This window comes from Cryobacterium levicorallinum (genome assembly GCF_004402405.1).
In the GTDB taxonomy this organism is placed as follows: Bacteria; Actinomycetota; Actinomycetes; order Actinomycetales; family Microbacteriaceae; genus Cryobacterium; species Cryobacterium levicorallinum.
On the sequence record NZ_SOFE01000030.1, the window covers coordinates 1 to 12,394 of the forward strand.

General features: G+C 66.3%; 12 protein-coding genes. 6 read left to right on the forward strand and 6 right to left on the reverse strand.

Going from position 1 to position 12,394, the window contains the following annotated elements; all coding sequences use genetic code 11:
• Positions 1 to 437 precede the first annotated feature (437 nt).
• Both ahcY and E3O11_RS16395 read right to left on the reverse strand, forming a co-directional pair.
• Entirely contained in the window at positions 438 to 1,925 is a 1,488-nt protein-coding gene (gene ahcY, locus E3O11_RS16390; RefSeq protein ID WP_092452675.1) for an adenosylhomocysteinase, read from the reverse strand.
• A gap of 274 nt (positions 1,926 to 2,199) precedes the next feature.
• Complete coding sequence (locus E3O11_RS16395; RefSeq protein ID WP_092452672.1) at positions 2,200 to 2,424, reverse strand: DUF3499 family protein; 225 nt, start codon at positions 2,422 to 2,424, stop codon at positions 2,200 to 2,202.
• Between the two features lie 40 nt (positions 2,425 to 2,464).
• On the opposite strand from E3O11_RS16395, the gene E3O11_RS16400 reads away from it, so the two are divergent.
• Entirely contained in the window at positions 2,465 to 2,911 is a 447-nt protein-coding gene (locus tag E3O11_RS16400; protein ID WP_092452669.1) for a metallopeptidase family protein, read from the forward strand.
• A gap of 358 nt (positions 2,912 to 3,269) precedes the next feature.
• The gene (locus tag E3O11_RS16405) at positions 3,270 to 3,956 is read left to right on the forward strand and encodes a hypothetical protein (RefSeq protein WP_092452666.1); all 687 of its coding nucleotides are present in this window, start codon (positions 3,270 to 3,272) and stop codon (positions 3,954 to 3,956) included.
• A 255-nt stretch (positions 3,957 to 4,211) separates the two neighbouring features.
• Here the strand turns inward: E3O11_RS16405 and E3O11_RS16410 are convergent, their stop codons facing one another.
• On the reverse strand, positions 4,212 to 5,594 hold the full coding sequence (locus E3O11_RS16410) for a glycosyltransferase family 87 protein (RefSeq protein ID WP_092452663.1): 1,383 nt from the start codon (positions 5,592 to 5,594) through the stop codon (positions 4,212 to 4,214).
• A gap of 110 nt (positions 5,595 to 5,704) precedes the next feature.
• On the opposite strand from E3O11_RS16410, the gene E3O11_RS16415 reads away from it, so the two are divergent.
• Complete coding sequence (locus E3O11_RS16415; protein ID WP_092452661.1) at positions 5,705 to 6,982, forward strand: molybdopterin-dependent oxidoreductase; 1,278 nt, start codon at positions 5,705 to 5,707, stop codon at positions 6,980 to 6,982.
• 89 nt (positions 6,983 to 7,071) lie between these two features.
• Entirely contained in the window at positions 7,072 to 7,608 is a 537-nt protein-coding gene (locus E3O11_RS16420) for a hypothetical protein (RefSeq protein WP_134479010.1), read from the forward strand.
• Positions 7,609 to 7,725: 117 nt separating this feature from the next.
• Here the strand turns inward: E3O11_RS16420 and E3O11_RS16425 are convergent, their stop codons facing one another.
• The 3 genes from E3O11_RS16425 to E3O11_RS16435 are packed head-to-tail and all read right to left on the reverse strand — an operon-like array spanning position 7,726 to position 10,117.
• On the reverse strand, positions 7,726 to 8,565 hold the full coding sequence (locus E3O11_RS16425) for a class I SAM-dependent methyltransferase (RefSeq protein WP_241991174.1): 840 nt from the start codon (positions 8,563 to 8,565) through the stop codon (positions 7,726 to 7,728).
• Positions 8,562 to 9,362, reverse strand: coding sequence for a TIGR04282 family arsenosugar biosynthesis glycosyltransferase (locus E3O11_RS16430; protein WP_092452655.1), 801 nt, complete (start codon positions 9,360 to 9,362; stop codon positions 8,562 to 8,564). Before E3O11_RS16430 ends, E3O11_RS16425 begins: the two co-directional genes overlap by 4 nt.
• Positions 9,359 to 10,117, reverse strand: a complete 759-nt coding sequence (locus E3O11_RS16435) for a glycosyltransferase family 2 protein (protein ID WP_092452651.1) — start codon at positions 10,115 to 10,117, stop codon at positions 9,359 to 9,361. Before E3O11_RS16435 ends, E3O11_RS16430 begins: the two co-directional genes overlap by 4 nt.
• A 264-nt stretch (positions 10,118 to 10,381) precedes the next feature.
• On the opposite strand from E3O11_RS16435, the gene E3O11_RS16440 reads away from it, so the two are divergent.
• Both E3O11_RS16440 and E3O11_RS16445 read left to right on the forward strand, forming a co-directional pair.
• The gene (locus tag E3O11_RS16440; protein WP_198415614.1) at positions 10,382 to 11,215 is read left to right on the forward strand and encodes a response regulator transcription factor; all 834 of its coding nucleotides are present in this window, start codon (positions 10,382 to 10,384) and stop codon (positions 11,213 to 11,215) included.
• Complete coding sequence (locus E3O11_RS16445; RefSeq protein ID WP_092452648.1) at positions 11,212 to 12,360, forward strand: sensor histidine kinase; 1,149 nt, start codon at positions 11,212 to 11,214, stop codon at positions 12,358 to 12,360. The genes E3O11_RS16440 and E3O11_RS16445 overlap by 4 nt, the downstream gene beginning before the upstream one ends.
• The last annotated feature ends 34 nt before the right edge of the window (positions 12,361 to 12,394 follow it).

The following is a 12,394-nucleotide window of genomic DNA, read 5'->3' on the forward strand; positions in this document are numbered from 1 at the left end:
CTTGTCTAACTTAGACCCTCTAACCAGTCCCTGTCAAATCGAGGAAACACCCAGTTTCAGGCGCAAAACAGCGACCAAAACCACGCGACTCAACCAACCAGAAACAGCAAGAAGGACTTACAATCCTAGCCCAACACAGACGCACTTGAAACAAGCACCCTACATTGATCTGGCTAGAAGATGGTCCCACATGAGGCCGGAAAGCACTGCGGCTTTCCGCACCTTTGGGGTACGTATAGATACATTACGGCCAGACCACCCACCCGTCAAAACGCCCCCCACCCGGGCGTGTCGCCCGGCTCCGCGCCGAGACGCGGGCCAAAACGGGCCCACTCCTCGACCAGCGAGAACCACGAAACCGCTCCCCGACTCGAACGACCGGGCCCACCTTATGGAGCCGGGCCCACGATAGAACATGGGCCCGGTCCGGACGGGGGCTAGTAGCGGTAGTGGGCTACTTTGTACGGGCCCTCGGCGGGAACACCGATGTAGGCGGACTGCTCGGGGGTCAGCACGGTCAGCTCCACCCCGAGGGCGTCGAGGTGCAGGCGCGCTACCTTCTCGTCGAGCAGCTTCGGCAGCACATACACGCCCACCGGGTACTTCTCCGGTGAGACATACAGCTCGATTTGCGCGAGCACCTGGTTGGTGAACGAGTTGCTCATCACGAACGAGGGGTGTCCGGTGGCATTGCCGAGGTTCATCAGGCGTCCCTCGGACAGGACGAGCACACTGCGCCCGCTCGGCAGACGCCATTCGTCGACCTGCGGCTTGATCTGAACCTTGACGGCGCCCGGCAGCGACTCGAGCGAGGCCATGTCGATCTCGTTGTCAAAGTGACCGACGTTCGCGACGATGGCGAGGTGCTTCATGCGCAGCATGTGGTCGACACCGATGACGTTGAAGTTTCCGGTGCCGCTGACAAAGATGTCGACCTGTTCGACGACGGAGTCGAGGCGGGCGACCTGGAATCCATCCATCGCCGCCTGCAGGGCGTTAATCGGGTCGATTTCGCTCACGATGACGCGGGCACCCTGGCCGCGCAGCGCTTCGGCGGCGCCCTTGCCGACGTCACCATAACCGGCGACGAAGACGACCTTGCCGCCGATCAGCACATCCGTTGCCCGGTTGAGGCCGTCGGGCAGCGAGTGGCGAATGCCGTACTTGTTGTCGAACTTGCTCTTGGTGACGGAGTCGTTCACATTGATGGCCGGAAAGAGCAGTTCCTTGCTCGCTGCGAGCTCGTAGAGGCGGTGCACACCGGTGGTGGTCTCTTCGGTGACGCCCATGAGGTCGGCCGCGACCAGGGTCCAGCGGTCGGTTGACTCGGCCAGAGAGCGACGGAGGGCGGCGAGAATGACGCCGTATTCGTGGCTGTCACCGGCAGCATCCGCTGGTACGGCGCCAGCCAATTCGAACTCGCGACCCTTGTGCACGAGCATGGTGGCGTCACCGCCGTCGTCGAGGATCATGTTCGGGCCGGTCCAGCTGGTTCCGGCGGCTTGCGCTTCAGTGCTCCAGTCGAAGATCTGCGCGGTGCACCACCAGTAGTCCTCGAGGGTTTCGCCCTTCCAAGCGAACACGGGAACGCCGGCCGGGGCATCCACTGTGCCGGTGGGGCCGACCGCGATCGCGGCGGCGGCTTCGTCCTGCGTCGAGAAAATGTTGCAGCTGGCCCAGCGCACCTGGGCGCCGAGCGCGACGAGGGTCTCGATCAGCACGGCGGTCTGCACGGTCATGTGCAGGGATCCGGCGATGCGGGCTCCGGCGAGCGGCTTCGATTCGCCGAATTCGGTGCGGAGGGCCATGAGCCCGGGCATCTCGTTCTCGGCCAGGCGCAACTGGTGGCGTCCAGCCTCGGCGAGTGACAAATCGGCGATCTTATAGGTGAACGTGGGGGGCGCGGTGGCCGAAGCGACAGTCATGGTGCTATCTTGCCATTTCCGCCTGAACGCCCCCGACGAAAATTGGTTCGACCGCACGCTGATAATGCTAAGCAGCGGCGGAACGGATGCTGCCCACTTCCGTGGGCAGACGGCCTGCGGGACGAGACGGCCAGGTTTTGTCAACGAAGTAATTCCAAGAGGCCGAAACGGCCACCAGTCGGCGAGGCCGAAACGGCCCAATAGACGAGCAGGGCAGCGGGCCGGGTCAGGGGTTCGACCGCGGGACGAGGCGGCCGGGGCAAGTCGGAGCTGGCTACTCGACGGGGTCGGACTCGTCGGCGACGAGGCGGTGCCGCATCAGCTGCCACCCCTGCGGAGCGGTCGTTCGCTCCGCGTGCCGTGCGCAGAGGTCGAAGGTGTGCGGTTCTTTGCGGCCGGCGAGTGGGCCGAGTACGGCCAGCGAGTCTCGATAGTCAAAGGTGAGCGTGGCCACCGAGGGTTCGAGGCAGGCAACGCGGGAACACGGACGGAATGTCATTGCCTCTCAGGGTACCCGTCGACCCGCCTAGGATGGCAGCATGGCCCGATCTCGACGTTCTGCAGCGCCCGAACCGACCGTACGCGGTCGCGGGCGCGACCGGCACGGCCGCGGAATTCGCAGCTCGGCGACCGGTCCGTTTCTGCCGCCGCTGCGCACCCGAATCGACCTGTTCGACATAACGGTCGCCTCCACGATCGAATACCTGCGCGGCGTCTGGCCGGAAGAACTCGGCCACGCCGTGTTCGAGGTGGCCTCCGGTCCGCGCTCGGTGAAGCCGGGCATCGGCGTGGAACGCTGGATGGTCACGCCGGCGACGAATCGGGTGGTGTTCTACCGGCTGCCAATTCAGCGACTGTCCCGCCTGCACGAAAACGACGAGATGCACCAGCGCATGATGATCGAGACCTGCGTCTTTCGCGGAGTCGCCGAGCTGCTCGGCAAAGACCCGTGGGATCTCGCACCGGATCGCTTCCGCCACTTCTAGGCCGCCGCCACTTCTCGGCCGTCACCGCTTGGGCTGCGCAAGCCGTGCTGCGCCCAAGTCGGGCATCCGCTGATGCCAAACCGCTGCGCAGGTCGGCGCGGCGCGCGCTTGAAAAGCTCGCATGTGGTCAGAACGTGGACCGCGAGCGAGGGCGGCATCCGCTCGGCTGATCAGCGTCGATCCCTGTCCAGGAGCGGGATTGAGGGGTGTTTGGCGCGCCAGTATTGTCTGAACGTTTGCTGAATTAAGTAACAGAACGGTAACGGATTGAGGCAATTCCAAACCATTTCAAGGGTGGAACCGAACACCATGCAGACCCCAACACCACCTGCTCGATTGACAGAAAAGGATTCATCCCATGCGCACATTCACCAAGGCCACCATTGGTTTCGCCTCCGCCGGAATTCTCATCGCCGGTCTCGCCGGCTGCTCGTCGGACGCCGGCACGACGACCCCGGCGCCCGCTTCGAGCTCCAGCTCCTCCGACTCGGCCTCCGCTGACCCGACGCCGCTCGCCTCGATCCCCAGCCTGTCCGGCGTGGACACCGCCGTGCTGCTCGACGCCGACTTCGGCGCCGCTCTGACGAGCCTCGGCCTGGCCGCCGGAACCGTGGGAACGGCCACCTTGGAAGAGGGCAGCCTGCACTTCCCGATCACCGGCGGAAACGTGGACTACTACGACCCGGCCGAAGATTACCGCCCCTTCGTTCAGGGTTCCATTGAGCACGAGGGATCCGGCTTCTCGCTGACCGCCGGCGACATCGTCGTCGAGCTGACCAACTTCACCATCGACCCGGGCACCTCGGAGCTCTTCGGTGACGTCTCGGTCAACGGCGAGTCCGCTGCCACCCAGGCCCTGCTGTTCGACCTCTACGGTGGAACCCTTGAGCCGCTCAAGATGGACGGCGACAACGCCATCCTCACCGGCACCACGGTTCACATCTCTTCCGTCGCCGCCGGCCTGCTGAACTCCACCTTCAGCACCGACGCCGTCGCCGACCAGATGCTCGTTGGCATCGCAACCATCACCGCCGCCACGAAGTAGTTCTTCTCCACAGCTTTCGGCTGTACAGCACAAACGGGGCTCGCCACACGGCGGGCCCCGTTTGTTGCGTGCCCGGGGGCCTTTGCGGCACGTGTGCGCCTCGCGGCACTCGTTAGCGAAACGGGCGCCCGGTGCTAGGGATGCCACGAACTCTAACGAGTGCCGCGAGCGGGTTGAGGCGGGCTGCCGCACCAAGGCGGTCAGGCACGGCGGTCAGACAGCAGGGCGGTCAGGCAGGGCTGCCAAGCGGCGAGGTCAGGACCGGCGGGCGCGCAGGGGGCGCAGCATCCGCTTGACTGAGCCTGGACCAGCGCGACGCAGGGAAACCGCCACGATCACGATGATCGCGATCGCGATCGACGCTCGGGTGAGCGGAACGCTCGGCACCAGCAGACGCAGCGTGAGCGCCATCGGCACGAGCAGCCATTCCCAGCGGCCGCTGAGCGCCACGAACGGCAGCAGCAGCAGCGCATACCAGGGGTATCGAGGGCTGAGTACGAGCAGGGTCGCGCCGATCATGACGAGCTGGCCGACCCACGGCTGGTTCTGGTCGGTCTTGAGAATCACCAGCACGGCGACGATGGCCAGAATCAGGCCAGCGACGATCACAGCGGATGCCCCCGGCGCCACCAGGGACACCAGCGCGAACCGCGACCCGTCCTGATACCCCTCTTCACTCAGGTAGCCGGGCAGGTAACCCAGGACCCCGATGCCGGTCGCGATCACATAGGGAACGTAGAGCAGGGCAAAACTCAGAACGGATGCCGTCACCATTCGCCAGCCACCGCGCCGGAGCAGCGCTGGCGCGGCGAGCACCGGGATGAGCTTGGTGCCGATCGCGATCCCGAGGGCGATGCCGCCACGCCAGACCTTCTTCGTGGACACGAGAAATACGGCCGCGACGACGAAGATGACGCCGAGCATATCCACGTGGGAGTTGGTGATCGCCTCGGTCGCTACGAGTGGACACCAGGCCCAGAGGGCGACGTTGCGTTGGTCGAGGCCTCGGCGGCGAGTGCCGACCAGCAGCATGACCGTGGTGCCCAGGCTGAGCAGCAGCCCGGCGAGCTGCAACGGCCAGTAGGCCGGCTCGGGTCCGGTGAGGAAACGCACGCCGGCGAAGAAGATTTCGCTGGCCGGAGGGTAGATCGTGGGTAGGGCCGTACGGTTCAGGGACGAGCAGAGCAGGTCGCCGTCGGTCGTGCGTGCGGTGGCGATGCGTTCGCCGACACATTTCTCCTCCCCGCCCGCCTCGCTCTGGGGCGTCGGGAACAGCCAGCCTGGTCTCAGGGAATCGAGGCGGGCATCCGCTGGGGTGAAGGCGTAGGGGCTGATTCCTGCGTTTTGCACGATGCCATCCCAGGCGTAGCGGGCCGAATCGGTACTCGTGTTGGGCGGGCCGACCATGGCCGCGCCGCCGATCAGGGCGGAGCCAGCCAGGATCAGGGCAACCACCGCTTTGCCGTTGATTTTATGCAGCAGCCAGCAGGCGAGGCCGAAGACAAACCAGAGCGCAGCCGTGACCAACACCAATTGCACTTCGTCACGCTCGGGCGGGAACAGGTCGAGGGTTGTCACGCTGAATGCGGTGAGGGCAGCGCTGAGCACCAGCAGGACCGCGATGATCGTTATGCGCACGGTTCAGTCTCTCGTACGGTGTTCGTTTGCCCGTGATCGTTCCCCAACTCACCCGCACATCGTAAGGAATTTTTCCGGTTTGCAACGCGCTGTGGTGATGCAATAGAAGTATGCGGCAATTGATGTATGAGGCCCAGCGAGCGCTGGCGTCACCGGTGCGCAATCCGCGCATGGCGACCGTGATCGGGCGGCTGCTCGGTGCCGCCTTTCTGATCTGCTTCGGCACCGGCCTGTACAGCCATTTTCTGCAGGAACCGCTCGACTGGATGCGCTTCGCGACCCGGCCGGAATTTCTGTATCAGGTAACCCAGGGCACGCACATCATCGCCGGCATCGCCTGTTTTCCACTGCTGCTGGCCAAGTTGTACATCGTTTTTCCCGACCTGTTCGCCTATCCCCCGGTGCGCGGTTTCGTGCATTTTCTCGAACGGGCCTCGATCGCCCTGTTTGTGGGGGCCTCGCTCGTGCAGATCACGATCGGACTGCTCAACACGTTTCAGTGGTATCCGTGGCCCTTTCCGTTTCGGCAGGTGCACTTTGCGCTCGGCTGGGTGCTGATCGGGCTGTTGGTGATTCACATTGCGGTCAAGCTGCCGGTGATTACGCGGTATTGGAGTAAGTCGTCGGGTTCGGGTTCTGACTCGGGCGACGGCGATCATCTGGTCGACGCGGTGTCGGCCGACCGGGCGGCTGATGCGGAGGCGGTGCGACTGTGGGGCACGACTCGGCCGGGGGGCCTCACCGGGCGACTGCTCGACTATATCGATGCGACGCCGCGTCCGTCTTCGCGGGTCAGCCGGCGCGGATTTCTCACCACCGTCGGCGTCGCCACGACGGCCGTCGTGGCCCTGACCGCCGGCCAGACCTTCACGCCGCTGAACGCGGTCAACCTGTTCGCGCCGCGCAAGAAGGGCGTCGGCCAGCAGGGGGTTCCGGTGAATCGCACCAGCGAGCAGGCGCAGGTGGCGGATGCCGCCCTCGCTTCATCGTGGACTCTTACCCTCGCGGTGGCCGGCACCGAGCGCTCCTTCACCCGGGCCGAACTGCTCGCGCTGCCTCAGACCGAGGTTCGGCTGCCGATCGCCTGCGTCGAGGGTTGGAGTCAGATGGCGACGTGGCGCGGTGTGCGGCTGCGCGACCTCGCCGACCTGATGAAAGCCGACCCGGAGACCTCGTTTCGTCTGATCAGCCTGGAAGAACGCGGCAGCTTCAGCAAAACCCAGATGGGCCAGGAATATGTGCGCGACTCGCTCACGCTCGTGGCTCTCGAGCTCAACGGCGAGACTCTCGACCTCGAGCATGGGTATCCGGCCCGCATGATCGCGCCGGGGCGGCCCGGGGTGTTGCAAACCAAATGGCTGAGCCGAATCGAGGCGATCGAATCATGAGAGCGGATGCGCGCGGATCACGCGGCGAGACGGCCGGCGGTGACGTCGGTGTCGACACCGGAGTGGGGGTGACCGGCAGGGGTGCCCCGATGGGTTCGGCCACCACGTCAACCGAGAACGCCGGGACTGGCCTGTTTCCGCCACCGGCCGGGATCGCGGCGTCGACCAGCCGGCGGATGCGGAGCATCCGTTTGGTGCTGGTGGGTGCTGGTGTGCTGCTGCTGGCCTGGGGCGCGTTTGTGATGTTCGATTCGGTGCGGCTGACCCGGATTCCCGGGGTGGCGCTCTGGATTGCGGCGGCGATCGTGCTGCACGATGCGATTTTGGCGCCGATCGTGTTTGCGTGTGGGATTGCGCTGCGCCGAGTCGGGCGGCGGACGACCGGCACGGTCATTGCGATCGTGCAGGGCGCAATTGTGGTCGGATCTATTGTGTCGCTGATCGCGGTGCCGACGATGGTGGCGAAGAATTTTGCTCCGGCGAATCCGACCGTGCTGCCGCTGGATTACGGGCTCAACCTGGGGATTTTCTGGCTCGTGCTGGCGGTTTTGACGGCGGGGTTGTCGGTGTGGGCGCTGCTGCGGGAGCGGCGCCAGCGGGTCATCCGCGTCTCGCTCAGACGTTGAAGATCATCGGTGCACGGTCAGACTCCTAAGCACCTTGGTCCGGGCCCACCTTAGGGAACCGGGCCCATGATCCAGCATGGGCCCGATTCCCGGGCCCGGGCCCGGAAAGATAAACGACTAGGCGCGAGCCAGGCGGGCGAAGGTGCGGCCGCCGCGGGACCATTCGGCGACCGGGGTCAGGCCTGCTTGTGCGGCCCGGCGGCGCAGGGCGCTGACACCGAGTTCAGCCCAGGGGAAGGCGTCGCTCATATGTCCGGCGGCGTCGTGCAGGGTGCCCACATAGGCGAGGTCGTGTTCGGGGTCGCGGTGAACCTCGACGACGAGCATGCCGTCGCGGGCGAGCAGCGCGGCGCAGCGTTCGAGGAGCGCGTCGGGGTCGCCGCCAATGCCGATATTGCCGTCGACGAGCAGCAGGGTTGCCCAGGTTCCCTCGAGCGGAAGGTGATCGAAGACGGAGCGGTGCAGCACGGCAAGTCCGGCGGCCAGGGCGATCCGCACGGCGGTCGGTGACACGTCGACGCCGAGTGCGTCGAGGCCTTCGTCCATCGCGGCCCGGATCATTCGGCCCGGTCCGCAGCCGATATCGAGCACCGGTCCGGCGACGCCCGCCAGCAGGGAACGGTCGATCGCATCGGCTCCGGCGCTCCACCGTCCGGCGTGCATGGTGGAAACGCGGGCGGCCGTTTCCGGATCGGCGTCGTGGCGGCGGCCGTGCAGGTAGAGCACGTTGTCGTCGCTTTGCAGTGCCTGGGCGTAGGGTTCGGATCCGCCGGCACCGAAGGTAGTAGGGCGCCGAAAACGGTCGGCCGTCGTCTGGTCGGCAGCCGAACGGTTCGCGGCCCCATGCTCGGCCAATTCCCCGACGAGTTCCGAAGTGAATCGGTCAGCGGCATTCGGACCCTCGCTGACCGGCCATTTCGCCGGCTGGTCCCAGAGGCGCGGGGAGACGAGGGTCACGAGCGTGTTCCGGTCAGCGTGAGCAGGTCGGCAGCGCGCGTGGCCGCCGAGTGCAGGTCGGCCGGGTACGGGGCCACCGGGTGCAGGTCGGGGGCACCCGCGTCGACAGCTCGCCCCTCCGCGGGGGGCCGATCCGGCGAGCGCCGTTCGGTCGCGGGCTGGTTTGCATCACCGGGTTGAGCGGATGCCCGCACCCCCGCGAAGGCACGCGCGAAGCGCGTGTGGGGGGCGATCGAGGCGACGGTCTGGGCATCCGTTATGGTGTCGATGTCAGTGAGCGCGGGCAGCAGGCGCACGGTGAGGCCGGCCTGATCGAGACGTTCCAGCTGGTGTGCGCCGGTGTCGGAGCGGCTCATCGGGATGCCTCGGAGCAGCGCACCGCTCGGGTCTTTCAGCGCGAGCGCCCAGAACCCGCCGTCGTTGGCGGGGCCGAACCAGGCATCCGTTTCATTCCAGTTTTGGAATACTGGTGCGAGCAGCTCGGCGCTGACCTGCGGGGTGTCCATTCCGAGCAGCAGGGTCGGCTCGTCTAGGTGGTCGAAGATGGCGGCGAGGCGTTCATCGAGTCCGCCGCTGGTCTGCGGCAGAATCTGCCAACCGGATGCTTCTGGGGGCGGCGTGACACCATCGAAGGCGAGAATGTGGCGCGTCGCGGGTAGCTGGGCGGCGACCGCTAGGGTGTCGGCGAGGCTCGATGCGGCGAGAAGAGCGGCCTGCCCGAGCGACAACGGCGGGTGCAAACGGGTCTTCACCTTGCCGGGCAGGCATTCCTTGGCGATGACGACGATGGCGGTCATGAGCGGTCCCCAATGCGGCTGGCGCGGGCAGCGTTGCCACTGGCGTCGCTGTCATTCCGGCGTGGGCTGTCGTCAATCTCGTTCCGGACGACGCTGCTGGCGCGAAGCAGAGCGGACATGTCGTGGATGGCGGTGAGGGTGCCGCGCACGGTTCCGGTCACCTTGCTGCGGCCGACCCGCGGCGCATAGCCGGTGTCGACCTCACGAATGCGCCAATCGGCCGCGGCAGCGCCGAGAAACATCTCCAGCGGATACCCGCTGCGGCGGTCGCGCAAATCGAGGGCGAGGAGGTGGTCGCGGCGGGCGGCCCGCATGGGGCCGAGGTCATGAATGTTCACACCTGTTATTCGGCGCAGTCGCCAGGAAAGATAGGTATTTGCTAACCGGGCATGCGGCGGCCACGCATTTCGGGTGGTTGGGCGGCGTCTTCCGAGCACGAGATCGGCGTCGTCTTGAGCGACCGGGTCGACCACGAGCGGCAAGTCGCGCGGGTCCATCGAGGCGTCGGCGTCGCAAAACGCAACGATCGGGGCGGTCGCGGCAAGGAGCCCGGCGTGGGCTGCGGCGCCGAATCCACGACGGGTTTCGTGCACGACCTCGGCACCGAGGGCACGGGCAATATCCGCCGAACCGTCCGTGGATCCGTTGTCAACCACGATCGCCCGGTAGCCGGCGGGCATCCGCTGGAGAATCCACGGAAGCGCCTGTGCCTCGTTCAGGCAGGGCAGCACCACGTCAACCCGAATACTCGTCATCGTTCGACCCTATGCACAGGGTCTGAGTGTTCAGGGCGAAAGTGGTTACGAACCTGGGAAGGATACCGAGCAGCTCCACAGCAAGCCAAGCCATCGACCGGGCCCACCCTATGAACCGGGGCCCAGTTTGCAGACTGGGCCCGCGTTCCGGGCCCAGTCCCCGAACGGTTAGTGGCGGCATGGGGCGGGGCATCCGTTGACCAGGCGTACAGATCGGCCGCGCGGCACCGCGCGGTGACGCGACCGCGCGCCTAGTCTGAGGGGGTGTCCCCCTCCCAATATTTCGCGCCGCCGCAAGCCGATGCCTTGGCCGGGCGCCGCGTGCTCGTCATCGAGGACGATCCGATGGTGTGTGAGGTGGTCGGACAATACCTGCGCTCCGCCGGATTCGTCGTGGACGAAGCCGTCGACGGGCTCGCCGGACTGCGCCGAGCCGAGGCGGTGCCGCCCGACCTGGTCGTGCTCGATCGCATGCTTCCGCTGCTCGACGGCATCGAAGTGTGTCGGCGCATTCGGCAAAATTGGGGCGCCCTTCCGGTGATCATGCTCACCGCGCTCGGCGAGGAAGAGCACCGCATCGCCGGACTCGAGGCCGGTGCCGACGACTATCTGGTGAAACCGTTCTCGCCGCGGGAACTTGTGTTGCGGGTGCAGTCGGTGCTGCGGCGCAGCCGGTCGGAGTCGATTCCGGAGGGGATTCTCGAGGCCGGCGAGTTCACGCTCAACCTGGCCGCGCACCAGATTCGCCTGCGCGGGACCCCCCTCGTGCTCACCGCGCGCGAATTCGATTTGCTCGCCTACCTGATCTGGCGCCCCTCCAAGGTGCTCACCCGCGAGGAACTCCTCCGCTCGGTCTGGGGCTGGGAATTCGGTGACCTGTCTACGGTGACCGTGCATGTGCGGCGGCTGCGGGAGAAGATCGAAGCCGACCCGGCGCATCCGCTCGTATTGAACACGGTCTGGGGGGTTGGCTACCGGTTCGACCCTGTGCCGCTGGGCGCGGGGGCTGCGGATGGCACGGTGTCGGCGGAGAACGCTGGGACTGCGCGGGGCGCACAGAGCGCGGATGGCCCGAAGAATGCCGGCGGCACGACATGACCGCCTCGGTGTTCGCCGCGGTCGCCGGCATCGCACTCGGCTGCGCGCTGGTCGTGGGCGCGCTCGGATTGCTTGCGTTGCGGCTGCTGTCTCGCGGGTCTTTGGTAGCCCAGATCGTCGTCGTCGCCTTCGCCACCGTCGCATCGGTGGTCAGTGGAACAGCTGCGGTCGCCTCGCTGATGTACCTGTCGGCGCACGATCTGATCGTGTTCTACGCGGTCGCTGCAGTGGCGGGTGTCGTGTCGCTTGTGATGGCGTCGGTGCTCGGACGCTCACTGGCACGCGACAACAAGTATTTTCGGGCCGCCGCGGCGAGCATCGGTCGAGGCGAATCGGTTCTCTCCCCGGATCGGCACACGAGTCTGGAGTTCGCAGCGCTGGCCGGCGAGCTCGCCGCAACCGCCGATCGGCTGACCGAATCCCGCGAGCGGGAAGAACGCGTTGAGGCGTCCCGACGCGAAATCGTGGCCTGGATCTCGCACGATTTGCGCACCCCGCTGGCTGGAATCCGCGCCATGGCCGAGGCGCTGGAAGACGGCATGGCGCCAGATCCCGAGCGGTACTACGTGCAGATACGCGGGCAGGTCGACCGACTCAGCGGAATGGTCGACGACCTGTTTGAGCTGTCCAAAATCCATTCGGGAGCGCTGCAGCTGTCGCTCGAACGGGTCTCCCTGTATGACCTGATGAGCGATACGGTGGCCGATCTGGCGCCGGTTGCCCTCGCGAAATCGCTCGACCTGCGCTTCGAGGGTGAACGCGGTCTGATGCTGCAAGCGGATGCCCGCCAGCTGGCCCGCGCGGTGGGCAACCTGGTGATGAATGCCATCCAACATTCGCCGGCCGACAGTGTGATCGTGGTCTCTGCAACCCGGCACGTCGACGGGCGGGCCATCATCTCGGTCGTTGACGCGGCGGGCGGTATCCCCGAACAGGACCTCGGCCGGGTGTTCGAGGCCGGGTGGCGGGCGAGCGAGCCGCGGACCGTGTCTGCCTGGGGAACCGGCGGTCGCAGCGGCGGCGCCGGGCTCGGACTCGCTATTGTTCAGGGGATCGCTGAGGCCCATCACGGGTTGGTGACGGTGACCAATGTGGGGAATGGGTGTCGGTTTGATTTGCTGCTGCCGCAGCATCCGCTTGGCTGAGCGGTGTTGATGCGGCGCCGATTGCGACCATTCA